Source organism: Sphingobacterium sp. HMA12 (assembly GCF_002933815.1).
Classification (GTDB): Bacteria; Bacteroidota; Bacteroidia; order Sphingobacteriales; family Sphingobacteriaceae; genus Sphingobacterium.
Window position 1 is genome coordinate 2,375,029 of the sequence record NZ_BEYR01000001.1, and the last position, 26,627, is coordinate 2,401,655.

Below are 26,627 nucleotides of genomic sequence, written 5' to 3' on the forward strand. Positions count from 1 at the left end.
TTTAACTGAATTAAATTGTTATTGTCTGCCCACCCCATGTGGGCTTTCGCAACAAAAGTCTTATGGAAATCGAAGCGTTACGGGAAAGTGGAAATCTGTGGAATTAGTTGGCAGTGAGTGGCGATTGAAGTAAATTATTTTATATCTTAGAGGAGTATAAAAACCTTATTAAATTATTATCAGTGCATTTATCGAATATTAAGTTGTGGAATTTTAGAAAATTTGGTTCGGAGAGCGAAATTGACCCTGATAGACCAAATTTAGATTTGAACCTAACCAAAGGTTTAAATGTGATTATTGGTGAAAACGATTCAGGCAAAACCGCCATCATCGATGCGATAAAATTAGTACTGAAAACACATAGCTACGATTACATAAAAGTTGATGATAAAGACTTTTATCAACAAGCTACTCGTTTCCGCATTGAATTAACCTTTGACGGTTTAATGCCTGATGAAGCAAAGAATTTTACGGAGTGGTTGGGCTGGAACGGAACAGGCGAAAACGCAAAACCATTTTTAAAACTCAATTACGATGTAAAACGCCAAGCAGATAAAATCTTACCGACTGATGTAAAAGCAGGTGTTGATGAAGACGGTTATTTGCTTACAGCAGAAGCAAAAGAATATCTGAAAGCAACTTACTTAAAACCTTTGCGTGATGCCGAAAACGAATTGATTGCAAAACGCAATTCACGTTTATCGCAAATTCTTTTGGGCGATGAGGCATTTAAAGGAAAAGAAAACGATAACGAGTTGTTGCAAATTTTTTCTGGACTTAAAACCGAATTGGAAAAATTTTTCAACGAAAATGATGAAGCAGGACAACCCAAAGTGGGTAAAAAGATAAAAGATAAAATTGACGGCTACATCAAAGGTTTTTACGGAAATGATTACGAAACCGAATTTGGAGCAACATCAGCCGGCATAAAAAGTATTCTTGAAAAATTAGCCTTGTCGTTGAAAAACGAAACAAACCCTGGTCTTGGAACATTAAACCGTTTGTTTATGGCTGCCGAATTGCTTCACTTAAACAAATCAAATTGGAGTGGTTTACGTTTGGGCTTGGTGGAAGAATTGGAAGCACATTTGCACCCACAAGCACAAATGCAGGTAATTGAAGCCTTTCAAAAACAAGAAACCATTCAACTCATTCTTACAACACACAGCCCGAATTTGGCTTCAAAACTCAAATTGGAAAATTTGATTATTTGCAACAACGCAAATGCTTTTCCAATGGGCAAAACCTACACCAAATTAGAGAAAGATAATTATAAGTTTTTAGAAAAGTTTTTGGACACCACAAAAGCCAATTTGTTTTTCGCTAAAGGCGTAATTTTGGTAGAAGGTTGGGCAGAAGAAATTTTAATTCCGAGCGTTGCTAAAGCAATAGGAATTAACTTGACTGAAAAAGGTGTTTCGGTTGTAAACATTGGACATACAGGCTTTGACCATTATGCAAACATTTACTTGCGACAAACAGAACCCAATATGACAATTCCAGTTGCTGTAATTACCGATTCTGACGTGAGAGAATACGAAAAGAACGGAAACAATTATGAGAAACGTGATGAAAACACCGTTTTGCAAGAAACAACGCAGAAAATTACAGACATAAGCTGGAAATCCGAAAAAAACGTTCAATATTTCCCAGCACCAAATTGGACGTTGGAATATTCATTATTTAAGTCAGCAAGTTTAACAACGGTATTTCAAAATGCAGTAAAAGCCATTCACACAAAAACAGATTGGAACACGAATTTTGAAAAAGCACTTGCACAAAAGTTAATCAAAAAAAAATTGAAAAAGACTGAAATTGCTTATCAAATTGCAAATACCATTGATGAAGATTTGACAAAAGAAGTTCGTACAATTCTAAATATTGACGATGAAAACGACACGGTTAATTACCTTGTAAAAGCGATTCAATATGCCACAGGTAATTAACATATCAGATGAAGAAATTCGATATGCCGAACGGTTGCTTTTGCCTGTGGGCAAAACTTTTGACGAAGAACGCAGAACGTTTATTCGCAATTTCAACACAATAGATTTACAAGCCGTTCCGGGAAGTGGAAAAACAACAGCTTTGTTGGCAAAGTTGGTTATTTTAGAAAAGAAACTTCCGTTTGCTGACGGTTCGGGGATTTTGGTTTTGTCGCATACCAACGCAGCCATTGACGAGATAAAAGAAAAAATACAAAAGCATTGTCCTAAACTTTTTTCTTATCCCAATTTCATTGGCACAATACAAAGTTTTGTTGACGCATTTTTGGCAATTCCTTTTTATGTTTCAAAATTCAAAAAGAAACCAATAAGAATAGACAACGAAATTTACAACGAAAGAATAAAAAGTTTTCTTGATAAAATTTGGCTTCATAGATTTAATTTAAGCGAAGAAACTAACACAAAAGTTGCTCATATTAAAAACAATAATGAAGCAATATTTTATAATTACAGGTTTAAATTATCAAACGAAATCCAATTAGTAAAAAAGTTAAACGAAGATGTCTTAGAAATCAGTAAACCGAGAGGAAATACAAGACCGCAAAATTATCGTGATTACACACAACAAGAAAAACAAGAAGTATATAATTGGTTTTTGGCGTTAAAAAAATCAATTCTCAAATCGGGTATTTTACATTTTGACGATGCGTATTTTTTAGCTGATATTTATTTAAAAAAAATTCCAAGCGTAAAAACCATTTTACAAAAACGTTTCTCTTTTGTTTTTGTGGACGAAATGCAAGATATGGACACGCATCAATACGATTTGTTGGAAAAGATTTTTTATGACGAGGGAAACAGCGTTTCAAAAATTCAGCGAATTGGCGACAAAAACCAAGCAATCTACAATTCAGTAAAAGCAACAGATATTTGGCAAGACAGAGCGGAAGTTTTAAGACTTAACGGAAGTCAGCGATTGAGCAAGCCAATTGCAGACGTAGTGAAGAAATTTGCCTTATACAGCGATAATGATTTTGATATTATAGGAATATACGAATGCGAAATAAAACCGCATATTTTGGTTTTTGAAGATAACGCAATCGGAAATATAATTCCTTGTTTTGCTCAAATTGTCCGAGAAAATAATTTAATCAATTCCGGAAAACCGATCAAAGTTGTTTGCTGGAATACAGAATGGAATGATGATGCTGGTCGCCAAGATGCGACAAAATTACGTTTAGAAGATTATCACCAGGGTTTCAAAAAAGAAAAAGGCAAACCAAAACAAGATTACGACAACTTGAAAAGTTATTTGTTGTACTACGAGAAAAAACAAACCTTAGAACCTTTGCGTAAAAATATTTTGAACGCTTTTCTTAAAATCTTGCGTTTAGAAAGCATCAACACCGCAGACAACAGACCTTACACAAAGAAAGTTCTAATTGACTTAATTCACGAAAACGACATTCAGAAATACGATGAATTGAATTTGAATCTTTACAATTGGTCAATCGGAATAATCCAAGGAAAAACAAGCGAAGTTTTCATGAGCATAAAAGAATACATTCCGACTTTACTTGCAATTTTTGACAAACAAATGTTTGAAAGTTTAAATTTTATCAATAATGACAATGCTGAAATTCCAATCGAAAATGCCGAAATTTTAGCATCAACAAACTATTATAAAGAAGAAGGACTTGAAATTGAAATCACAAGCGTTCACGCAGTAAAAGGACAAACACATTGTGCAACATTGTATTTGGAATCATATTTTCAGCAAGACGGACAAGGTATAAATGCTAAATCCTACGAATCTCAACGACTAAAAGACCAATTCTTAGGAATACAAATACAATCAAATGTTCGTGATAGAGTTAAACAATCAACAAAAATGGCTTATGTTGGTTTTTCGCGACCAACGGATTTACTGTGTATCGCAATACACAAAAACAGATTTGATGCTCAACTAAATGGGATTGACACCGACGTTTGGGAAATCAAAACAGTTTAAAATCTGCATATAGGGAATATAAAGTCGGATTTAGTACATGACAAAAAACATGTCATCGTCATTGCGAGGAAACGAAGCAATCTGATGACATAAAAAACGCAGATTGCTTCGTTGTACCTCCTCGCAACTGTGTCCGTCCACTGACGGATGACGCGTTTTTTATGCTGTTTTCAATTTTTGTCATGTAGTGTAAAAGTCGGAGTTTAAAGTGAACTGTCGTCAAGATTCCGTTTCCTTAGTGTAGAATTTTTCGATAATCTTCACTTCATTATTAAACCCTCGTTCGGTTAAGAGTTTTATTAGTGATTGTCTTTCATATCCTGCTTCTAGTTGTAAAGGCTTAAGCTTACTTTTGTTTATGGTACTTATAAAATCGTGACCATCGGGGTAGAAATTTGCTGATGTGATATACACGCCTTTACCAACTTTACCCTCTTTAATATATCTATCATATTGTTTAATACCAAATGGAAGAGTACGCCGAAAAAACCACTTCAAAGATGATTTCGTGTTTCGATCCCCTAACGGGATAGTTGCACCAGAATTATATCCTTTTAATTCTATGAAAATGAGTTCAGGAGGATTATTATTTACTACGATGTAATCATATTCATACTTCTCTATAGTTGTTTCTCCTGTTTCGTCAACTGTTTCAGAATATAATATTTTTCCACGTTCTATATGAGTTTGGGGATATAAATTTACTATTAATGGATACATTAAAAATTCAAATAACGTACCTTTTAAATCCCTTAATGCATCTTCTTGTCCGGCGTTCGATATGGTTTTTAATATACCGGAAATTTCTTTTTCAATATCCTCGGGATCGTTTATCAATTGAACTAAGTTTTGGGTTTTAAGTAAGATGTCAATAATCTTAGTACCGAAGATAGAGTTTATGTCGAAAGCGATAATACCCAGCTTGCCAAGTGTATTAATAACAAGTTGTGACGCAGATTTATAGACGACGATAGGGAGGATTTTTCTGCTGTCAGCTTTTGTAGAGTGCCTATTGTGTTGAATTCTTTCAAAAAAAGCATCTAAATGAATCTTAGTATAATCAGAACTTAGAACAACCTCGAGAACCACGAGTGTTTGCTTTTCTGTATTATCACTTTGAACGCCTAGACTAGGATTTATGCCTGTAGCTTTAGTATAACCGTATGCATCCCAAACTAAGTTGTTTTGAACAGCACCTCTACTAGGGGTTTTCTTATTTCTGTATATTGGTTGAGAATTACCGATAATATTCGAATTGATAAGCCAACGTAACACATCTGGTATTAAGGTACAGTCTGTAACCATCTTATTATAATGGTCTGACATCTTTTGCTTTTCTACTGGAGAACTTAATTTTTGATTCTGTTCGTAAAGAATAAGATACTCTACACTATTTTCGTCCTTTTTTCTATAAATGATAGAAAGTGCTGTGAGCATATGTTCGATGTCCGACAATAAAGAAATCTTAGCCGAATTTTTCTTGATTGGAGTTGATGTGATTTTTAATGCCTCATAAATAGATACAATTCCGCCATTCATTTGCATTAACTCTAGTAATCTGTAAATGGGAGGACGGTATTTTTTACAAATCTTTAATACGTTTGATAAGTTTAAATTTTCCTTACTTAAAAAATACACGTACTGACCGGTACCGAACATATGGGGAGCAGATGATTTTATTCTGTCTTTCTCAACACTTCTTTTAAGGATTTGTCTTGCATACTGGGGCGTTACACCGAACTCACTTACCAAAGCTTCGTTCAATTCAATGCCTGACTTACAAAAGCTTTTCTTTAAAAGCGAAATAAGAAAAGCATTAAATTGTTCTTGATTAGTATTGTTTTTGTTTACCATTGTCACACTGCCCTTATAAATTATATTTTATTTCTTTTTTATCCTCGCCGTAAAAAATTAAAACCCTTTAAAGTTCAAGAAAATAAATCGCTAAAAATCAACAAGTTGAAAAATAAAATATTATGTTCTTGATATATAAAAAATCGTAGTTAACACCTTTAGTTGTCACAAGATAGTTTTTTTTACGATTTATACACTTATTTTATCTTGAAAAGATTATAATAGAAATCTAAATAAAAAGGGAGTTTGCTCACACAAACTCCCCGATGTCGAAATCTTCTAAATCACTTTTCCGCAAATCGGGAGAACTGAAATCCGTTCCGGCGGAGAGGCTCTTGTCCAACAATTCTGCAATCTTCCGTGAAGCCCCATCCATTGAGTTTTCGAGCAGACTTAACAATTCCGTTCCCTGTAATCGCTGAACTATATCTACCGCTCTCTGTTGCTGGACAGGTTCAAGTGTATCTTGCTCCAACCATGCCCCCACGGTTGTTAGTTCATCAAAGGTAACCCCTGTGGCAAACTCATTGTCGCTGTCCTCAAACCCGTACTCATCCCATTCGTCTTCCTCATTTTCAAAATTGGACATATTCCCGAAAACTTCATCCGGCTCTCCCTCAATCTGCGGATTTTCCAATCCAACACCTATCCCGTAGATTTCTGCATCAAAATTATCAGCTATCCCGTCACGTTCGCCGGAATGGCTCTTTGTGGCATTCAGTGGCAAGGTGTGGCGTTCCACAGACTTGGCAAGCCCCATAATATCCGGCAGGTCAGGTCTTTTCTTTTCCGGCTTTATTTCCTTTCGGACATACTTATGGATGACCACCTTATCTTTCAGCAACAGGATGATGACGATGATAAGGCAAATTACAATCAATGTTTCCATAGCTATAAGATTGGCCTTTGCTTGTCGGAGTAGATAATCTTTATTTCGTCTCCGAACTCCTCAAAGTGGTGTTTCAGCACACTGTGCAGGTAATCGGTAAGCGTAATTTCTCCCTCTCCGAGCAGAAAGACGATACGGGACAATTTCTTATGGAAATCGGGGCTTATGTAGACCGATTTTCCACACCTTGCCACGACCCCTGTCGGTCTTAAAAATGCTGATTTGTAATGCGCTTTGCGCAATACCTTTTCCGGTTGTTTTTGCCGTGTCTTGTTCATAATCGAATACTTTAAAAAATGGGTTTAAACTTATCATTGAAATCATCTGTGATGGCTTTCTCGAACTGTTCAAAGTGATGTTCGAGAATATTGTCCAAATAGGCATACAGGGGTATCTTGTCCTCGCCGATAACCTGCACGATACGGGAAAGCCGTTCGTGGTATTCCTGCCGGATGTAGATGCTCTTATCACCACGGCGTGTCATGGTATGGCTGTTGAGGAAACGCTCACCATAGCCCGTATCGGAAGCCCTCTTTTGCCGTGTTCGCTCTTTGGCTACGGGCTTTTCCGTTATCGTTTCTTTTGTCGGATCTACGTTCGGCTCTTGGGGAGCTTCCACCTGTTGGGGCTTCTTTGTTTCGCCTGCCATAATCGACATGAGATACGCCTCGTCAATTGGCGCATTCTGTTTTTTCTTGTTTTCGTTGTCCATAGCAGTTACAGGTTGATGGTTCTTAAAAACTCACTGATGAACAAATCCAAGCCGGAGGCTTTCAGCAATCTTTTGTCGGGTGGCAATAGCGTAGAGCGGAAGATGGTCTTTGCCGTTGCCTCGCTTTCCTTGCGGAAACGTTTGCTATCCGCAATACGTGTTTCCATTGCTTGCAGTCCGACTTCCTTAATGACATTGCCGTAGATTTCGTACAGTTGGGATTTTTCCCTGCCATCGACCATGTTCCAAAACAGCCGTATGGTTTCGATGGAGGTCTGCCCGTGCTTTATAAGCACATTGGTCAGCACATCGGTAAAGCTCAATGTGCTTTCCATGACCACACGGTCTGCCGTGATGGGCGAAAAGATGTGGTGCATCCCTGCCAGTGTGTTGAGCAAGCCCGTAGTGTTAACCGTTCCGGTCAAGTCAAAGAAAACCATATCCACGGGAACGGTCAAGGACTGTATGAATGCTTCCGCATCCGTTAGGGCATTGTCCGCTTTACTTTGCAATACCGGATAGGCTTTTTTGTTGATGGTAGAGAATTGGCGGTGCGCCAGTTTTTTCAGCACCTCGTTTTGCATGACCGCTTTCAAATCCCGTTCCCTCATTTGGCAGATGCTGTGCTGTGGATAGTCACAGTCAAAGACGGCGACATTATACCCCATTTGGTAATGGAGTATGCTTGCCGTAACCGTTGTAAACGTACTTTTCCCAACGCCCCCTTTTTGGCTTGAAAAAGCAATGAATTTTGTCCTGTTTGTTGTTTCCATTTCTATTCTATTTTTAAGTTTCTGTTTCCGTGGACTGCCTGCCGTCTTGCGTGAAACAGGGTTTTCATCCCTGCACACTATCTGGCAGTTTTGATACAATTCCTTCTGTCGGGCTTCCCCTCATTCGTTCAGTCAGCCGTGCCGTCATTCCGGCTTTCATACAGGCAAGACCGATGGCTTGTCTGTCGTCCTGTCTGTTGGAGTGGCTACCGGATAGCTTTCATGCCGTCCGGCGTTCCTGTCTGCTATGCGGAACGTCGTCATGTATTCCGGCATTCCTACGCTCCGGCTTTCCTAACTGCCATCGGGAGCGGATGCCTGCAAACAGGCTTGCGTGACTGATAGCGCAAAGAAGCAGGTTATTCCGATACACTCTTTTAATGCGGTAGTTCGGGGCATTTGTTGGCAATGTTTGGTCGTGACGGATAGGTCAATGCTTTGAAAAAGCTACCCTTACTTTGTAAGGGCTTAAATGCAAGGGGTAAATGGAGAAATCATTGGAGAAAGAAAGTTATGGGCGGAACGGCATAAAGCCGTTTTTTTCCGCTTTTCCCAATCCGACCCGTAGGGCGGATTTTCTGTTCACCCGAACAGAGCAAGTTGTGTTTTGAGGCACTCGAAACCCGTTTCTGTGCCTCAAAACCACTTGCCCTTGCAGGGAGCTTTAAAACACTCTCCGAAGTCGAGGTTTTGTTGAACTATTAAAATGGATTTGTGATGAATGGAAATGAGAAAAAGAAACATAACAGAGGTGGGCGCAAGCCTAAAGCAGACCCAAGCACCCACCGTTATGTTTTCCGTCTTACGGACGAAGAAAATGCCAAATTCCTTTCGCTTTTTGAAGCATCGGGAGCGGAAAACAAAGCACAGTTTGTTACTTCCGTACTTTTTGAAAAGCCGATTAAAAGCGTAAAGGTGGACATGGCTGTTATGGATTATTACACACGGCTAACCAATTTCTTTGGTCAGTTTAGGGCAATCGGTGTCAATTACAATCAGATTGTAAAGATACTCTACCGCAATTTTTCTGAAAAGAAAGCATCTGCCTACCTCTTTAAACTGGAAAAACAAACAGCAGAATTGGCAAGTCTATGTCGTGAAATCATGGAATTGACACAGGAGTTTGAAGCCAATCACATCAATAAAGGCGATTAAAAATGATAGCAAAAATTGGTCGAGGGGCTAATATGATGGGCGCACTTGCTTACAACCAACTTAAAGTTGAAAAGGAAAACGGACAGATATTAGCCACCCAAAGGATTATGGAAACGCCGGACGGACGATATACGGTAGCACAGTTACACCGTTCTTTTGAGCCTTATTTCATGGCAAACAAAAGGACGGAAAAACCTGTCCTACACATTTCGCTGAACCCAGATCCTGCGGATAAGGTCAGCGATGCGCAGTTTGTAAAAATGGCACAGGAATACATGGAGCGTTTGGGCTACGGCGAACAGCCGTATATCGTTTTCAAACATACCGATATTGAACGCACCCATATCCATATCGTATCGACCTGCGTTGACCGTTACGGCAAAAAGATACCCGATAATTACGAAAAGTTACGCTCGATGGAAATCTGCCGAGCATTGGAGCAAAAATACAACCTCGTACCTGCCACGGAAAAACAGCGCACGGGAAACGAGCAGGTATTCCGTCCGGTGGATTACAGAGCCGGAGACATTAAGAGCCAAATCGCTTCGGTGGTGCGACACCTGCCGAAATATTACGGGTACGCAAGTCTTGGGACATACAACACCTTGCTTTCACTTTTCAATATCACCGCCGAGGAAGTCAAAGGGGAATTGCACGGACAGCCCAAAAATGGGCTTGTCTATTTTGCACTGAACGAGCAGGGAGAGAAAGCGAGCAATCCTTTTAAGGCATCCCTTTTCGGCAAGCAGGCAGGACTGGACGAACTGCAAAACCAATTCGCAAAGGCTAAGGAGAAAATGAAAGCCGACCCTGTAAGAGCCGTCCTCAAAGGTACTATTGAAGTAGCGATGCACACCGCTACAAACGAAGCCGATTTTAAAAAGCAGTTATTGGAGCAGGATATCAATACCGTGGTACGGCGCAACGATGAGGGGCGTATATACGGTATGACTTTTATCGACCACGAAAGCCGTACCGTTTGGAACGGTTCGGCTTTGGGCAAAAACCTTTCGGCTAATGTCTTTAATGATTGGTGGAACGAACAGGCAATCGGGCAACTCCAAGAGGTTGAAAAAACATCCGCACAAAATCAGTCATTGACCACAGACAACACCGTAGAAAAAGAGGAAGCCCACGCATTCTTTAATTTCCTAAATAAAGAACAGCCTACCGATGATTTGTTGATAGACGGATTGGGTGGGCTACTGCCGGAAGCACAGGGCGAAGACTACGAGGAACAGGAATTTGCCAACCGTATGAAGAAGAAAAAAGTAAAAAGAGGCTTAAAATAGTTTTAACTACATTTATACGGCTAGATCTTCTTTTAAATCAATTATATTCAAAAACATAATATTAACTATTCCAATATCCATCCCATTTGCATAAGCTATCGACTAGTAATAAGAGTTGCTTGCCTTTATCAGTAATACAGTAAATTATCTGTAAAGGAGTCGTATTCATTATTTTATTCTTCTCAATTAAGTTGTTTTCGACCAAATTATTTACACGGGTTGCGAGAACATGTTCCGAAATTTCAGGGATGCTTTTAGTTAGTGTAGAAAATTGATTATTCCCTAATGAAATTTCATATAATATTGTCATCAGCCATCGTTTACCTACCAAACTAAGTGTGTCATTTACTCTACATCTATCTGATAATATTCTTCTGTTGGCTTGGTTGGTAGAGCTTTCTTTAATTTTATCTCCCATTACATTACTAATAAAAAAATGAGTTATTGCGTACTACTGACAATCAGCATAGCTTTGTTGCAAAATTAAAAATTAAGTTTATGGAAATTAAAATAGTATTGTTACCAATTGTTACTGATGATTTTGAAGAGACAGTAGCTTTTTATAGAAAAATTACTGGTAAAGATGTATCTCTTTCAGCTGCCCACGACGGGTATCAATTAAGTTTAGTGGATCATTTTGTTATTTTGGGTGCTGTAGACGGGCCTGAAGCACTCGAGATACCTAGCTTGGTTAATGCAATATTTGTAGTTGACGATTTGGAAGCTTTTTGGAAAATACTTGAAAAAGAGTCAAAAAGAATAATTATTCCCGTTAATAGAGTTAGTACAGGTGTCCGATTTATAGTAGAACAAAAAGATGGAAAAGTGATTGAATATCTTCAACTTAATGATAATTAAGTCGGAGGTATTGCTCTGGGCTATGCTATCTGTGATTTGTATTTTAATGAAAAAAAACAGCTTTCGAGTTTGAAAATTTTACAACCTCGAAAGCTAAATAATAAGCTTCCTTAAATCACTCTTAATATATTTATGTAAACAAAAATTATGGGAGGAGAAGACTTTAAACAAGCATTAATGATAGAGCATTAGTTTAATTTACAATTCAATCAATTCAATATAAAGTTTTCCTGATTTTTGGTTAAAACAATGGGGTCTGTCATTATTTTTTGAACGGCTTTATCATCAGCAGTCCGGAATCCGTCAACAAATTTTTCTAAATCGGCTTCGCTCTTAGGCAGGAAAGATGCCGCATTATTCTTTGCATTGGTCTGAAATTTTTCTACAATAGGCTGCATCAATATGTTATAGCTATCACAGGCGGTTAAGATATCATCCGGATATTCCGCAATATAGTGTGCCAATGCCTTTGCACCATAAATAGACAGGGAAGCTCCCATTCCTGATAAAGCAGTCGGACAAAAACCTGCGTCTCCTAACAAAACCAAACGACCATTATGCAGGTTTGAAGCATTTATCATGCCCATTTTGTCCATGAAAAACAAGCCATCGTCTAAAAGGCTTTGCAGTAATTGCTTTACTTCCGGATTATAATCAGCAAAAGAATCTTTAAGAATAGATGAAGCATTATTTTTAATAAAGCCAATGTCTTTGGAGCTACGGATATAACACTGAATGGCTATTTCGTCCTCTGCAATAGGGTAGACATGTAGCGATCTGTTGACATCTACATAAACCTTAAATACACCAACTTGTTTTTCATGGTTTAGTTTTAGTTTTCCTCCTACATAAAGCGTATTGAAATCTTCTAATTGATAATTGGTAAAATACCGTTCTCTTGTTGAGGAACGTAATCCTTCGGAAACAATGACTAAATCAACATCTATCGAACTTCCGTTTGAAAGTATAACTTTTGTCAAATCTGATTTTTTTTCGAGTTGTGAAATCGTTGTGTCAAAAAGCACATTTACATCGTTTTTGATCGCTTCATACAAAACGTGATGTAATCCACCACGACTTATAAGAACTGAACGTTCAATATTAGTATGCATTTTATCATAATCAATGCTTTGAATGACTCTCTCATTGGTTTCTACAAAATGAACTGTTTCAGAGGGTGATGATTCTGCTTGTAGATTTTGAGTTAGCCCCAATTCGTCCATGATTTTTACACCGAAACTCTTGAGGGAAATAAGAAATCCTGCTTTACTGAATGAAGGCGATCTGTCAATTACTGTAATGTTATGACCTTGTTTTGACAAAAAGTTAGCAGCTGTTAAACCTGCAATCCCTGCTCCGGATATTAAAATGTGTTTTTTCATTTCTTCTATTTTTAAATTGATATTGCAAATTTATTTATACTTTTAAGGCTAAAATAGCCCAGTAAAAAACAAAAATAGTCCGATAAGATGAGTGATGATATAAAAAAACAAGAGATGTACTATTGGGTAGAGCGTTTAGGGGTTTCGCTTACACCATCCAGATCTGAATTGGATATGCTTTATCTCAATGAGCTTAAAATCATAGATTTAATGCCAGAAATGTTGGTTATGGTTCGCTCTGTCGTGGCAAAGGAAACATTTTCTATTCGGCGAAAACCGATAACAGCTTTTGAGAGCGGAATATCCATTTCATTTCAAAATATTATCAATTCGCCATTAGACATATCTGTCAAAGACAAACAAATATTACAACAAACACAGCCACACGTTCGCATTATCCCGTTGCATGTTGAAAGTGATGTGAGCTTTCCAAAAGATATAAATATTCAGCAGGTAACCATAATTGTAAGTCTTGATTATTTAAAAAGCTTTATCGGGAAAGACCATGTAAAATTTGATTATCTTTTTAATAACGAGAAAACGCTTTGGATTGAAGAATTCATATCTCCGGAAATAGCAGAAGTGGCTAATGAAATTTCGATTACAAAAATACAGGATACCCTATCAGATGCTTACTATAGGCTAAAATCGCTCGAACTACTATTTTATTTGTTTAAAAACCTATCAAGAAGAGCAAATGTTACGCATCAGCATCTGTCAAAATATGAACTAGAATCGGTTTACAACGTACGAGATAAAATCGCAGCTTCGATAGACGAACCGTTTCTCCAGGAAGAGTTAGTGAAGTTAAGCGGTATGAATGTCATTAAACTTCGGAAACTTTTTATGCAAGTATTTGGTAAAGGGATGTATTCTTATTACCAGCATTTGCGTATGCAAGAGGCGGCAAGACTTTTACGTGAAGAAAATTTATCGGTGTCTGAAACCGGCTACCAGTTAGGTTTTAGCAACTTAAGCTATTTTGGAAGATTATTTGAAAGACATTTTGGATGCAAACCGAAGAAATGGAGCCAAAATAAATAACAGCAATCAGCCAAACATTACCTTTCAAAGCCAATAACTACTATATAAATAGATACTATTATATACAGTCTTTAAATTCACGCCCGAAAATTAAAACTAAAAATAATGCAGGGAGAAGACGATTTAAGAGGCCTTGCCAAGATAATGGCTTTTATGAGGGCTGTCAGTGTTTTACTGGTGCTGATGCATCTTTACTGGTTTTGCTACGGTTTCCTTTTAGAACGCGGCTGGACACTAGAAATCATCAATAAAATATTAGGAAACTTTAATCGAACCGCTAGTTTATTTGAACACACTTTATACACCAAAGTATTTGCTATTGTTCTACTTTCTTTAAGCTGCTTGGGAACAAAAGGCGTAAAGAACGAAAAGATAACCTGGACTAAAATTTACTTGGCTCTAGGTATCGGTTTTGTGTTGTTTTTCTTGAATACACCATTGCTAAAGCTATCTCCGTTAATAGGTACATTCCTGTATATCCTTACTATCTCGTTAGGCTATATCGCCTTGCTGATGGCAGGCGTATGGATGAGCCGATTGCTCCGTACCAATTTAATGGACGATGTTTTCAATAACGAGAACGAGAGTTTTCAACAGGAAACCAAGCTGATGGAAAATGAATATTCCATCAATCTTCCTACTAAGTTTTACTACAAAAACAAATGGAACAACGGCTGGATTAATATAGTCAATCCCTTTCGGGCAACCATTGTTTTGGGAACTCCGGGTTCAGGAAAATCTTATGCCATCGTAAATAACTACATTAAGCAGCAGATAGAAAAAGGCTTTAGTATGTACATCTACGACTTCAAGTTTGACGATCTCTCTACCATTGCCTACAATCATTTGCTGAAGCATCGGGATAAGTACAAAATTCAACCAAAATTCTATGTCATCAATTTTGATGATCCCAGCAAGAGTCATCGCTGTAATCCCTTGAACCCCGAATTTATGACTGATATTTCAGATGCTTACGAAGCCGCCTATACTATAATGCTTAACCTCAACAGGTCGTGGATACAGAAGCAGGGGGACTTTTTCGTGGAAAGTCCAATTATATTACTGGCAGCCATTATTTGGTATCTGAAAATTTATGAGGATGGAAAGTATTGCACATTTCCGCACGCTATTGAACTGCTGAATAAAAAGTATTCGGACGTATTCACGATTTTAACCTCATACCCTGATTTGGAAAATTATCTATCTCCATTTATGGACGCTTGGCAATCAGGAGCGCAAGACCAATTACAAGGACAGATTGCATCGGCAAAAATTCCTTTGTCAAGAATGATTAGTCCGCAATTGTATTGGGTAATGACAGGCGATGATTTTTCATTGGACATCAACAATCCAAAAGAACCGAAAATTTTGTGCGTTGGCAATAATCCCGACCGTCAAAATATTTATTCCGCAGCTTTGGGTTTGTACAATTCAAGGATTGTAAAACTGATTAATAAAAAGGGACAGTTGAAGAGTTCGGTTATCATAGATGAGCTGCCCACGATTTATTTCAGGGGACTGGACAATCTCATCGCAACAGCTCGAAGCAATAAAGTGGCTGTTTGTTTGGGTTTCCAGGATTTTTCGCAATTAATTAGGGATTATGGAGATAAAGAAGCTAAAGTAATTCAAAATACTGTTGGTAATATTTTCAGTGGTCAAGTGGTTGGCGAAACGGCTAAAAGTCTTTCGGAACGTTTTGGAAAAGTTTTGCAGAAACGCCAAAGTATGACCATTAACCGTAACGATAAATCTACATCTATCTCCACGCAGTTAGACAGTCTTATTCCGGCCTCCAAAATCTCAACGCTTACACAGGGTATGTTTGTCGGTTCTGTTTCGGATAATTTTGATGAGCGCATTGAGCAAAAAATATTTCACGCTGAAATTGTGGTGGATAATGATAAGGTAGCCGCTGAAACCAAAGATTATCAGCAAATACCGCAGATTTTATCTTTTGTAAATGAGCAGGGCGAGGATAAAATGAAGCAGGAAATTGAAAGCAATTACCGTCAGATAAAATTGAATATTATCGATATAATTCAATCTGAAATGGAGCGGATTAAGAATGATCCTAATTTACAGCATTTGATAACCGAAAAATAACGAGCCTTTCTTACCATAAGACAATTCTTGATTTGATAAATATTTCATATCGTAAATTGAAAACCCATTGGCTAAATACAACAAATATTAGGCTAATTATAGATATAAACAAGCCTTCATCTTTAATAGTTTTGAACTTTAATTCTTATTCAAAGAAGGAATGACAAAACTTTATTATTTGAAAAACAAAGCTAATGCAATTCATATTGTAACACTATATTTTATTTTATTGGTTGCTTCTGTTGCATCACTTCTTATTGGGGTTAAATCAATATTGCCAAATAGTGTTACATTGCTAAAACACTCGGATCTACAAATACTTATTATAAGTAGAATTCCTCGAACAGTTACACTTATTTTAACAGGTGCAGGGCTTTCAATCTGTGGTATTATATTACAGCAGCTTTCCCACAATAAGTTTATTTCTCCCACAACATCTGGAACATTGGATTCTGCAAAACTTGGTATATTATTTAGTTTGTTTTTGTTTCCCCAGTACAGTGTATTTACTAAACTACTGTTTAGTGTTCTTTTCTGTTTCGGCTTTACTTTACTTTTTGTTTTTTCAATTACCAAGTTAGCCAACCGCAATACAGTTCTTATACCCATATTGGGAATAATGTTCGGTTATACACTCAACTCAATAAGTAATCTATTTGGTGTTGAGCTTAACATAGTACAGAATATGGAGAGTTGGATGGTCGGAAATTTCACAAAAACATTGCAGGGTCAATATGAAATAATTTATTTGATGGTGCCTTTGTTTGTCATATGCTACCTATATGCCCGTAAGTTTACTATAGCATCGATGGGACGAGATTTTTCAACATCTTTAGGAATCAATTATCAAATGGTTGTTATCATTGGTTTGATTCTTACTTCTATCATGGTAAGCACAACTATTTTGACGGTTGGCTCATTACCATTCATCGACCTCATAATTCCAAATATTGTAGCATTTATATACGGTGATAATGTGCGTAAAAATCTACCTTTTACAGCATGTTACGGTGCTCTGGCATTACTGATTTGCGATATTGTAGGAAGACTTATCATTTATCCTTATGAAATACCTGTCAGTATGATTGTAGGATCATTAGGAGCTGTTATTTTCTTAATTATTCTAATAAATAGGAATCGATGAAAAAACTATTGTTCATTTTGTTGACATTGCTGGTAGTAATTGTGTTGACATTCCTAAGTTACGATATAGATTTCAGTAACAAATTCGTTGTTGCAGGAAGAGTGGAACGTTTAGTGGCATTGATTCTTGTAAGTATCAGTATCTCTTACTCTACAGTGGTATTTCAAACTATTTCGGACAATAAAATTCTTACTCCCTCTTTAATGGGATACGAATATTTGTATGTCTTTTCACAGGTATTACTTTTATTAATATTTGGCGGCAATAGCTTGTTTTTCAGATCTAAAGAATTAAGTTTCATTTTTGCTTCAAGCATCATGATAGTTTATTCCCTGATTCTCTATAGAGTGTTTTTTAAGAGAAATAAGAAAAATGTATACTTTATTTTACTTATAGGTTTAGTACTTGGGATATTCTTCAATACTTCGACTCAGTTTTTACAAATGATTATCAACCCAAATGAGTTTGGGTATATCCAAGGTGCTATGTTTTCCTCGTTGAGTAGAATCTCGATAAAAACTATTTCAATAGCCGTAGTTACGATATTGATTGTCATAGTCTATTTATCTCGTTTCTTTAAATTTCTAGATATTCTGGTTCTTGGTAGAGAATATAGCTTGGGACTTGGAGTAGATTATGACAAGATTGCCAGAAATCAGCTTATCGGAATATCAGTACTAATAGCAATATCCACAGCACTTATCGGACCAATAACTTTTATAGGTGTATTTATATCTAATATTAGCTATCGATTGACTAACACATATCTTCATCATAGAACCATAACTGTTGCATTTTTTATTACAGCAATGTCCATGTTGGCGGCTCAATTTGTGATTGAACATATTTTAAATTATAGACACAGCCTCGGGGTATTGATAAACCTCGCAGGAGGACTCTATTTTATTTTATTAATACTTCGAACTTTAAGAACTAAAAAATGATAAACATCAATTCACTAAGCAAAAGTTATGCAGGCATACCTATTTTGCACGATATAAATTTAGAAATTCCAAAAGGGAAAGTTATCTCATTAATTGGACCTAACGGAGCTGGAAAATCTACGCTTCTTGTATTAGTGGCAAGATTGGCAAAAGCAGACAATGGTTCTATTATTCTTGATAGTAAAAAGTTATCTAACTATTCATTAGACCAACTTTCAAGAAAAATATCATTTTTAAGGCAACAGAATGTGTTTGATGTGAAGATAACGATCAAAGAATTGGTTGATTTTGGACGATTTCCTCACAGTAAAGGGCAACTGACTATTCAGGATAATATGAAAATTGAAGAATCTATAAATAAAATGAATCTTCAAGATATCAAACATGCATATATAGATCAAGTTAGTGGAGGTCAGCTTCAAAGAGCCTTTTTAGCCATGGTAATGGCTCAAGATACAGAATATATACTGCTGGATGAACCTTTAAATAATCTTGACATGAAGCACTCAGTAGAAATCATGAATACAACACGATTCCTTGCTGACGAATACGGAAAAACTGTAATTACAGTTGTCCATGACATAAATTTTGCGGCAAATTATAGCGATTATATAATTGCGATGAAAAATGGTCGTGTATTTTTTTATGGCTCCAATAAATCAGTTATAACCGAAAAGAACCTAAAAGAATTATTCGATATCGAATTCAAAATAATACAAGATGACAAAGTCATTATTTGCAATTACTATAAATAACAAAAATAATTAATCAATAATTTTTTTATATCATGAAAATTAGAAACTTTTTTTTAACACTCTTAGGAGGTCTCAGTAGTTTAATTATAAGCTGCAATAACCATGAAAGCAAAAAAGACAAAGTGGATAGTATAACCGTTCAACATGAACTTGGAGAAATAAATGTCTCAACTAATCCGAGAAAGGTTGTGGTATTTGATATGGGTAGTCTCGAAACTCTGAATGAACTTAATATACCTGTCGCAGGAATTTGTAAGGATTATGTACCTAAATATCTACATAAATATATTAACGATAAAAACGTCAAAGATGGTGGGTCCATTTTACAACCTAACTTTGAAATGGTTAGTAAGATTAATCCCGATCTTATTATTATATCTGCCTTACAAGCAAAAGATTATGAAAAACTTTCTTCTATAGCCCCGACATTATATCTCGGCATAGAAAATGGAGACTTTAAGTCATCTATCAAAAAAAATATCAATACTATAGGACGGGTCTTTCAATTAACTGATCAAACTAATCAAATAAATAAAGAATTGGAACAAGCTATAAACGAAGCTTCTAAAAAGATTGCTTCTTCATCGAATAAAATTATGATTCTGCTTTATAATGCAGGAACTTTTAGCACATTTGGTTCCGATTCCAGATATGGATTTGTCTTTAGTGATTTAAAAGCTAAGGCGGCAGATGATTTAAAAGAAGAAGCTATTTATCATGGAACTGTGGTCTCTAGTGAGTATATCGCTGAAAAAGACCCTGATGTATTATACATTATTGATCGAAATTCAGTCTTGGGAAATGTGACAAATAGAAATGAAATCGAAAACAAGCTTGTTCAACAAACCAGTGCATACAAGAAAAATAAAATTATCTATCTTGACCCTGATGTTTGGTATCTTTCTGGAGGAGGATCTTATTCTACGAGGACCATGATAGAGGATATTCTTAAGGGGTATAAATAATTAAAAAAGGACTGTAAATTTCAAAATCAGTCCTTTTATATTATTTACAATCTGTTGTGCATTATGAAATTGGAAAACGCTTGTAATGTGATGCTGAGTTAAATCAAACCATCAACATCAATACTTTTAGATTTTTCCTATCTTTAGAATGAACTTTTTGAAGTAATAATGCAGATCGGATATTTACAAATGCAATAAAAAATGGAAACTGTATTTAAAACATGGAAAACTAGTCGGAAATTATATCTGGATTTTTTTGATAAATATTCGTTAGACCAACTCAATGAAATCCCCAACGGGTTTAATAACAATCTGATCTGGAACATCGGACACATCATTGCTACGCAACACAAATTGATTTACATAGGCTCCGATTTGCAAGGATATCTTTCTGACGAAATGTTCAATAAATATCAATCTGGAACAAAACCGACAGCGCCTGTTTCTCAACAAGAAGCAGACGGACTTAGATCCCTGTTGATTTCTCAAATTGAACGAACCATCAATGATTTTGAAAATGGCACTTTCGTTACCTATAACGAACGCACAACAGGAATAGGATTTCACTTAACTTCTATTCAAGATGCGTTTGAATGCAATAACTTTCACGAAGGGTTACATTTGGGATATGCAATGAGCATCAGAAAATTTGTTTAAAGCAAATTTTCTGATGCTTCCTAATTAGGATGCCGCTAAACCAATTAAAGCGGCCGTTCTTATTTGGTTTTAAATTCAGTAGGTCTCATATTAGTTAGTTGCTGAAAATTATTGCTAAACGCAGATATATTTGAATATCCTATTTCATAAGCTATCTCCGTCATGTTCAAATCTGTATCATTAATCAATTCCATTGCTCTAATAATACGAAGCATTTTTAAGTATTGAACAAAAGTGATATGCAATTTCGTTTGGAATAATCTGGTCAAACTTCTTACACTCATTCCCGATTGCTGAGCAATACTATCTAAACTTAGATTTTCATTTAATCGATTTCTAAAACCGTCGATTATGGCATTGAGCCTTTTATCGTCAGTTGTAGGAAGTTGAATGGAGAATTTTTTGAGGTTTTCCTTTGATAATACGCCTTTAAGCGTAGTTAAAAACTCAAATTCCCATGAACGTTTAAAATAATCACCTTGCCATTTCTCGCTAAATGAGAGCATTTCTGCCAGAAGCTTACTAACAGGATAAATACCCAGTTCATCATAAAAACTATCTGCTTTTTCATCTGGAAAATAAATATTTATAATGTATAAATCCTGTGTATTAAACATCAGATTGTGAGGGTAGTTTTTGGGTATCCATATATAATGATTAGACGGAATATAGAAATCTTTTGTGTCTGTTTGTAAATAAGCAATTCCCCCATAAACCAATAATAACTGAGCTTTATCGTGCTGATGAGCAGGTAAACGCTGCTCAGTTTGTTGTCGCATCACTAGAATTGATTCGGGATTTTGATCCACAATATTTATTAATTGGCTAAGAACTTCCATATGGCCAAATATAGCAAATATTAGGCTAATTATATAGAAAAATAGCTTGGTATCTTGAATAATTTTGTTGTGTTAATAATCGTAGAATCGTTATGAAACATAAAATCATAAAACCCGACAAAGATTCTGAGCTTGAAATACAAGCCCAAAAATCTGAACATAAATTAATTCGTACAGATGAAGAAATAGATAAAGCCAGCATCTACTGGCTGGCTTGTGCCTATTCCAGTCCCTTTATGCCAATGGTCGATTTAAGCTTTGCTTTTGATGAGTTGAAAAAGTTATTAAAACAATGGTTAGAAAAGAGAAAGAAACCAATCATTTATAAAAACAAAACTAATGAAACAATATAAAACAGTTCCGATCCTGAGTGTACTGATGCTGTTATTTGCACACCATATTTACGCTCAGCATACTGAAAAAGTCCAACCTTTAAGTTTGGAAGAAATATGGAAAGTTGCTGAAATGAATAATCGACAACTGAAACTATCTGATCTAAATCTTCAGCAAAGTAAAATAGAAATATTGGAAGCCAAAGACCGTTTGTTGCCCGAACTTTCAGTAGGTGGGGACTTAAAACTCAATTCCAAATTTCTGATTTATGACAATGGATTATTCTCTTCTCCACAAGATGTACCTGTAAAGGGCTATGGGTACGGAGTAGGCTACAACTTAAATTTTAATCTTTACAATGGCGGTAAAGACAAAAGGAACATCGCCATGAAAAAGGAAGAAGAGACACGAAAACAATATGAAGTTGATCTGCAAAAGCATAGTGTAAAATATAATGTTGCAGTTGCTTATTTTGATTTATATAAGTTCTTGCATTTCTATGATTTTCTAAATGCAGAGATTGAAGCAGAAAAAAAGCAATTGAGATTGATAGAAAGTCTACATAAAAACGGCACTGTATTAAAGAGTGATGTACTGAGAACCTCCGTGAAATTGTCTCAACTGGAACTTAATCTTTCCGATGTTACGAAAAAGATTGAAATCGCCAAACAACGGCTCAATATTCTGATGGGACGTGAAAATGATATGGGGCTAGCAATCAAATACGAAGATACAATTGAATTAAACACTATCACAGACGGTGACTACAATGACTATGTAGACATTGCTTTCAACAAATCCCCAGAATACAAAATGGCTGGTAGTGACATCAAATGGAGTGAACTGAACGTAAAACAAGTGAAAACTACGCTATTACCCAAAGTTTCATTGTACTCTAACTATAATTACAACTATCCACAGATTTCCTTTTATCCGTATTCAAACGATTTGTGGGGATTTGGTCAGACAGGAATTAAAGTACAGTATTCTATTGATAATTTGTACAAAAGCAAACATACCATTGCTCGTGCCCAAGTTGTCAGCAATCAAGCGAAAGAAAAAGCAGAAATGAAGAAGGAAGAAATCTCTCTTCAGGTAAAAGAAGCTTATTTACAGCAAAAACAGGCTTTGGAAAGTGTGCTAACGGCAGAACAAAATATTATTAAAACCGCCGAAACCGTTCGCGTTATCAGAAGTAGCTACCTAAATCAGGAATCATTACTGACCGATCTCTTGGAAGCAGAAAATGCCTTATTGGAAGCAAAATTCAATCTGACAACAGCACAAACAAACGTAAAAGTAACCCATATCAGACTATTAGCAATTATAGGAATTCTTTAATACAAATATTATGAACAAAAATAAAACAGATAAAATTATTGTAAACCTAACCAAATGGTTTGGTATCGCATTATTCGTAGGGATCATTATCTGGGGATCTACCTATTTCTTTAAAGGATATCGCTATGAACAAACTAATGACGCACAGGTAGATGCTTATCTCTCACCGATAAACGCAAAAGTGGGTGGCTATATCAGCAAAATATATTACAAGGACAATCAGCTTGTTAAAAAAGGTGATACACTTGTGGTCATTGAGTTGGACGAGTATGGACTGAAAAAAGACGCGGCATCAGCAGAACTCATGAGTTCACACGCTAAATTACCGATTTTAACTGCGAGCGAAGAAACGCAACTTAAAAGTATTGAGGTTATAAAAGCACAATTAGCAGGAGCTAAGGCGAGATTGAACCAACAGCAAAAAGAATTTGACCGTTATAAAAATCTACTGGCGGATGAATCTACCACACAACAAAAATTCGACAACATCAATGCTTCTTTATCCATTGCACAGTCAGATTATGATCAGGCTAAAGCTTCTTTAGAAGTAGCAGAATCTAAATTGAATGATTTCAGAGCTCAACATAATGCTATACAGGCAGAGATAAAAATTAAAGAAACACTTGTTCAAAGACAAGAATTGGACATTCGATATACGGTTATCACTGCACCTTTTGATGGGCAAATTGGTAAAAAGACCATTCAGGAAGGTCAACTGATACAAGCTGGGCAAACTTTGGCTTTTTTGGTGAACAAAGCCGAGGAAAAATGGGTGATTGGCAATTTTAAAGAAACACAGATTGGCAACTTTAAGATTGGACAAGCAGTGTCTATAGAAGTTGATGCTTTTCCGAATGAAAAATTCAATGGTACTATCGAATCACTTTCGCCCACCACAGGTTCACGTTATTCGCTACTTCCACCAGATAATGCAACAGGTAATTTTGTCAAAATCATCCAACGTATTCCTGTAAGAATTAAACTGACCGATACGCCTGAAAAATTAGGGAAACTCTCTGCCGGGATGAATGCTAATGTTTATGTTTTAAAAGATTAATGATGCAAGCACATAAAATACCGATTTTCAAATCCTGGGTATCTGAATGGGTGGCGAGATCTGTCATATTTGCCATTCTTATGACCTGTCTGTTTAGCTTTGCTTATTACGGTAATCCAGTTGCTGCGATGGGTTTTTACGGTATACAACCTACCGATGTGCAATATGGTATGGTCGTTATCTATGGCTCTACTGTAGCTTTCCTGGCACTTGATTTTCGGATCGTAAAATATTTTGCACCTAGGAAATATTTACTGATTGCCCTTGCTGTAAACGCAATATGTTCTGTGCTCTGTTTTCATTTTAAAGATTGGACATTGTTTGTTATTTGCCAGTTCTTTCAAGGAATTACCTGTGCATTGATGTCAGGAATTGTGTTACAACTCATTTTTCCAAGATTACAATCTGTACGTGCCCGTGTGATTGCCTTTAGCCTACTGTATGGCAGCATACAGATTGCCGTTCCTTTTTATTCTATTTTTACCAGTGTAGTCATTCATTTTTTTGATTTTAACTGGCTATTCTACGGATTTATCGTCATACTCTTCATTCTAACGATTACCATATTGCTTACGATGAACAGCAAAGCTCGATTTACCAAAAAGATTCCATTGTATCAGGTGGATTGGATAGGCTATCTGTTTTACGTGTCTTTCATCTTAATCTTGGGATACATCCTTGTCTATGGGCGACAATTGGGATGGTTCGGTAGTTCATTAATCACTACGCTTAGCGTAATCAATCTAATTATTCTTTCACTTTTCATCATTAGAGAATTGAAGCTTAAACGACCATTAATCAACTTACAGATTTTCAAGACCAAGAATTTTGTCATTGGTCTAGTACTCCTTTTTACATTTTATATTTTTAAAGGAAGTACAGGACTTGCCTACGGCTATCTTGAAATAATTTTAGGAAATGACCCATTGAGCACCATTCCGATATGGACGTCTGTAATTTTAGGGACTACACTGAGCATGTTCGTTACTTCCAGATTTGTTTTGATGGGTTATAATCTGATAAGAATGATTATTGTTGGCTTTGGAATTATGGCGATTTATTATGCATATATGATACTATTTGTTTCTGTACAGGGCGAAACAATGGATTTCATTTTACCGATGTTTATTTATGGTGTGGCAACAGGAATCTTATTTGTTCCTATTGTTTCGTTTACCGCTTCATCAGCACCGCCAGCAATTGCTATCAATGCATCGCTCGTTGGTATATTGGCTAGGTTTACAGGGTTTACAGCTAGTCTGGCACTGAATAACGAACTTCAATTATTTGCAAAGTCAGGAGTTCGCGAAAAGATTCGGGAAGCAGTTACGGAAACCAACCCTCAATTGCCAACTACCTTACTGGATATTCAAAATCAATATATGAATACCGGTAGCGATATCTATACTTCAAAAGCAGTATCCTCAGGCTACTTTAATCAAATGGTAGGTCATCAAATATTGGCTCGTGCTACTAGAGATTATTACGACTGGATGCTAACAGGTGTGATTTTAGTAATTGTTGTTTTGCTCCTCTTGCCACAAATTCAACATGTTGTTTTGAAATTAAGAAAAGGTAATATCCCTTATTAGAATGAACAATATATTCTACAGTATACTAAATAGTTTAGATGGGAATCTAAAAAAAAATCATACTACCAATGATAATTTTATCCATCAAATAGAGCTTGATATAGAACTTATTTTAAAATCATTGTCAGAATTGGAAAGTCAATTATTAATAAAAGGGTTTAGTAATATTAAGGACGAAATCTTTTTTTTTAAGAATCAGAAACCTGTTATCTTGTCAAAACTCATTTACTACAACGCCGTTTACAAAATCGAGACAAAGAAACCCTATGGCGCAAAACCTATAAGGAAATACCTAAAAAAAGAACTGAGAAAGCTAAAGAGGTTCTATAACAACAACCTCGATTTTTACAAGTATTACCGTAGCAACAATTCGTTCCTTGACGAGAAATATTTCGTTCGGGGCAAGCATGATATAAAGTTATGGTTGGACACGTACTATTTCCAGTCAGACCATACCTTTTCGACCTCACATGATTACAAGGTCGCCAAGATAATAGCCAACGATTTGATTCAGGTCTACATCGAAGACCAGTTGTATAAAAAAATCAAAAAAAATAAATCGAAAACTCAAAAGAAACTGAAATGGACAGGTAGCAAGGTGGCATTGATAGAACTGATTTATGCCCTGCACTACCAAAATGTATTTGACAATGGGAACAACGATATAAGGGAAGTTGCCCAATACTTTGAAAGTGCCTTTGAGATTGACTTGGGCAATTTCTACCAAACCTATTTGGAGTTGAGAAACCGGAAGATGAACCGAACAAAATTCCTTGATGCGCTACGGGATGAACTTATACGGAGAATGGACGAGCAAGACGAAAAGTAGAGTTTGGGCGTGCCACCGTCTGCATTTCACCACCGCACAACAGGCAATAGCAGTAATGCAGACGGGTCGGGCTATCCGCTATATCTTTTGTGGATCTGAAAGGACCACAAAAGGATGTCGCTTCTATCCCTCACGCTGTATGCCGTTCA

25 protein-coding genes are annotated in these 26,627 nt (G+C 36.3%); 17 read left to right on the forward strand and 8 right to left on the reverse strand.

What is annotated here, in order from left to right; genetic code table 11:
- Positions 1 to 182: 182 nt before the first annotated feature.
- The gene (locus HMAT_RS10255) at positions 183 to 1,946 is read left to right on the forward strand and encodes an ATP-dependent endonuclease (protein ID WP_104382611.1); all 1,764 of its coding nucleotides are present in this window, start codon (positions 183 to 185) and stop codon (positions 1,944 to 1,946) included.
- On the forward strand, positions 1,930 to 3,957 hold the full coding sequence (locus HMAT_RS10260) for a UvrD-helicase domain-containing protein (RefSeq protein WP_104382612.1): 2,028 nt from the start codon (positions 1,930 to 1,932) through the stop codon (positions 3,955 to 3,957). The genes HMAT_RS10255 and HMAT_RS10260 overlap by 17 nt, the downstream gene beginning before the upstream one ends.
- A 219-nt stretch (positions 3,958 to 4,176) precedes the next feature.
- Here HMAT_RS10260 and HMAT_RS10265 read toward each other — a convergent pair whose 3' ends face one another.
- The 5 genes from HMAT_RS10265 to HMAT_RS10285 all read right to left on the reverse strand — a co-directional run bounded on the left by HMAT_RS10265 (position 4,177) and on the right by HMAT_RS10285 (position 8,185).
- Positions 4,177 to 5,811 carry a hypothetical protein gene (locus HMAT_RS10265; protein WP_104382613.1) on the reverse strand — a complete coding sequence of 545 codons (1,635 nt, stop codon included), beginning with the start codon at positions 5,809 to 5,811 and terminating at the stop codon, positions 4,177 to 4,179.
- Between the two features lie 250 nt (positions 5,812 to 6,061).
- Positions 6,062 to 6,700, reverse strand: a complete 639-nt coding sequence (locus tag HMAT_RS10270) for a conjugal transfer protein TraD (RefSeq protein ID WP_104382614.1) — start codon at positions 6,698 to 6,700, stop codon at positions 6,062 to 6,064.
- A gap of 2 nt (positions 6,701 to 6,702) precedes the next feature.
- A complete protein-coding gene (locus HMAT_RS10275) occupies positions 6,703 to 6,978 on the reverse strand; it encodes a DUF3408 domain-containing protein (protein ID WP_104382615.1) in 276 nt (91 codons plus the stop codon).
- Between the two features lie 11 nt (positions 6,979 to 6,989).
- The gene (locus HMAT_RS10280; protein WP_104382616.1) at positions 6,990 to 7,412 is read right to left on the reverse strand and encodes a DUF3408 domain-containing protein; all 423 of its coding nucleotides are present in this window, start codon (positions 7,410 to 7,412) and stop codon (positions 6,990 to 6,992) included.
- A gap of 5 nt (positions 7,413 to 7,417) precedes the next feature.
- Entirely contained in the window at positions 7,418 to 8,185 is a 768-nt protein-coding gene (locus HMAT_RS10285) for a ParA family protein (protein ID WP_104383380.1), read from the reverse strand.
- A 717-nt stretch (positions 8,186 to 8,902) separates the two neighbouring features.
- On the opposite strand from HMAT_RS10285, the gene mobA reads away from it, so the two are divergent.
- Both mobA and mobB read left to right on the forward strand, forming a co-directional pair.
- The gene (mobA, locus tag HMAT_RS10290) at positions 8,903 to 9,340 is read left to right on the forward strand and encodes a conjugal transfer protein MobA (protein ID WP_104382617.1); all 438 of its coding nucleotides are present in this window, start codon (positions 8,903 to 8,905) and stop codon (positions 9,338 to 9,340) included.
- A 2-nt stretch (positions 9,341 to 9,342) separates the two neighbouring features.
- Positions 9,343 to 10,632, forward strand: a complete 1,290-nt coding sequence (gene mobB / locus HMAT_RS10295; RefSeq protein ID WP_104382618.1) for a conjugal transfer protein MobB — start codon at positions 9,343 to 9,345, stop codon at positions 10,630 to 10,632.
- Between the two features lie 61 nt (positions 10,633 to 10,693).
- Here mobB and HMAT_RS10300 read toward each other — a convergent pair whose 3' ends face one another.
- Complete coding sequence (locus tag HMAT_RS10300) at positions 10,694 to 11,050, reverse strand: helix-turn-helix domain-containing protein (protein ID WP_104382619.1); 357 nt, start codon at positions 11,048 to 11,050, stop codon at positions 10,694 to 10,696.
- An 80-nt stretch (positions 11,051 to 11,130) separates the two neighbouring features.
- On the opposite strand from HMAT_RS10300, the gene HMAT_RS10305 reads away from it, so the two are divergent.
- Positions 11,131 to 11,490: a VOC family protein gene (locus HMAT_RS10305; protein WP_104382620.1), complete on the forward strand. Its 360-nt coding sequence runs from the start codon at positions 11,131 to 11,133 to the stop codon at positions 11,488 to 11,490.
- Positions 11,491 to 11,699: 209 nt separating this feature from the next.
- On the opposite strand, the gene HMAT_RS10310 is transcribed toward HMAT_RS10305, so the two are convergent.
- Positions 11,700 to 12,872, reverse strand: coding sequence for an FAD-dependent monooxygenase (locus HMAT_RS10310; protein ID WP_104382621.1), 1,173 nt, complete (start codon positions 12,870 to 12,872; stop codon positions 11,700 to 11,702).
- An 87-nt stretch (positions 12,873 to 12,959) separates the two neighbouring features.
- Between HMAT_RS10310 and HMAT_RS10315 the strand changes: the two genes are divergently transcribed.
- The 7 genes from HMAT_RS10315 (at position 12,960) to HMAT_RS10345 (ending at position 20,487) form a co-directional block, all read left to right on the forward strand.
- The gene (locus tag HMAT_RS10315; protein ID WP_104382622.1) at positions 12,960 to 13,916 is read left to right on the forward strand and encodes a helix-turn-helix domain-containing protein; all 957 of its coding nucleotides are present in this window, start codon (positions 12,960 to 12,962) and stop codon (positions 13,914 to 13,916) included.
- Positions 13,917 to 14,018: 102 nt separating this feature from the next.
- On the forward strand, positions 14,019 to 16,022 hold the full coding sequence (mobC, locus tag HMAT_RS10320; RefSeq protein WP_199768658.1) for a conjugal transfer protein MobC: 2,004 nt from the start codon (positions 14,019 to 14,021) through the stop codon (positions 16,020 to 16,022).
- A gap of 160 nt (positions 16,023 to 16,182) precedes the next feature.
- Positions 16,183 to 17,166 carry an ABC transporter permease gene (locus HMAT_RS10325; RefSeq protein ID WP_233789180.1) on the forward strand — a complete coding sequence of 328 codons (984 nt, stop codon included), beginning with the start codon at positions 16,183 to 16,185 and terminating at the stop codon, positions 17,164 to 17,166.
- On the forward strand, positions 17,163 to 18,110 hold the full coding sequence (locus HMAT_RS10330; protein ID WP_104382624.1) for an iron chelate uptake ABC transporter family permease subunit: 948 nt from the start codon (positions 17,163 to 17,165) through the stop codon (positions 18,108 to 18,110). Before HMAT_RS10325 ends, HMAT_RS10330 begins: the two co-directional genes overlap by 4 nt.
- Positions 18,107 to 18,865, forward strand: a complete 759-nt coding sequence (locus HMAT_RS10335) for an ABC transporter ATP-binding protein (protein ID WP_104382625.1) — start codon at positions 18,107 to 18,109, stop codon at positions 18,863 to 18,865. Before HMAT_RS10330 ends, HMAT_RS10335 begins: the two co-directional genes overlap by 4 nt.
- Positions 18,866 to 18,897: 32 nt before the next feature.
- Positions 18,898 to 19,830, forward strand: a complete 933-nt coding sequence (locus HMAT_RS10340) for a siderophore ABC transporter substrate-binding protein (RefSeq protein ID WP_104382626.1) — start codon at positions 18,898 to 18,900, stop codon at positions 19,828 to 19,830.
- A 201-nt stretch (positions 19,831 to 20,031) separates the two neighbouring features.
- A complete protein-coding gene (locus HMAT_RS10345; protein WP_104382627.1) occupies positions 20,032 to 20,487 on the forward strand; it encodes a DinB family protein in 456 nt (151 codons plus the stop codon).
- A 59-nt stretch (positions 20,488 to 20,546) separates the two neighbouring features.
- Here the strand turns inward: HMAT_RS10345 and HMAT_RS10350 are convergent, their stop codons facing one another.
- Complete coding sequence (locus HMAT_RS10350; protein ID WP_104382628.1) at positions 20,547 to 21,326, reverse strand: AraC family transcriptional regulator; 780 nt, start codon at positions 21,324 to 21,326, stop codon at positions 20,547 to 20,549.
- Positions 21,327 to 21,418: 92 nt separating this feature from the next.
- Here HMAT_RS10350 and HMAT_RS10355 point away from each other — a divergent pair, with 92 nt between their 5' ends.
- From HMAT_RS10355 to HMAT_RS10375, 5 genes are read left to right on the forward strand one after another with little or no spacing between them, the layout of a single operon-like run.
- Positions 21,419 to 21,679: a hypothetical protein gene (locus tag HMAT_RS10355; RefSeq protein WP_104382629.1), complete on the forward strand. Its 261-nt coding sequence runs from the start codon at positions 21,419 to 21,421 to the stop codon at positions 21,677 to 21,679.
- Positions 21,666 to 23,000, forward strand: coding sequence for a TolC family protein (locus HMAT_RS10360; RefSeq protein WP_104382630.1), 1,335 nt, complete (start codon positions 21,666 to 21,668; stop codon positions 22,998 to 23,000). Before HMAT_RS10355 ends, HMAT_RS10360 begins: the two co-directional genes overlap by 14 nt.
- A 10-nt stretch (positions 23,001 to 23,010) precedes the next feature.
- Entirely contained in the window at positions 23,011 to 24,057 is a 1,047-nt protein-coding gene (locus HMAT_RS10365; protein ID WP_104382631.1) for an HlyD family secretion protein, read from the forward strand.
- Complete coding sequence (locus HMAT_RS10370) at positions 24,057 to 25,649, forward strand: MFS transporter (protein ID WP_104382632.1); 1,593 nt, start codon at positions 24,057 to 24,059, stop codon at positions 25,647 to 25,649. Before HMAT_RS10365 ends, HMAT_RS10370 begins: the two co-directional genes overlap by 1 nt.
- A 1-nt stretch (position 25,650) precedes the next feature.
- The gene (locus tag HMAT_RS10375; RefSeq protein WP_104382633.1) at positions 25,651 to 26,478 is read left to right on the forward strand and encodes an RteC domain-containing protein; all 828 of its coding nucleotides are present in this window, start codon (positions 25,651 to 25,653) and stop codon (positions 26,476 to 26,478) included.
- The last annotated feature ends 149 nt before the right edge of the window (positions 26,479 to 26,627 follow it).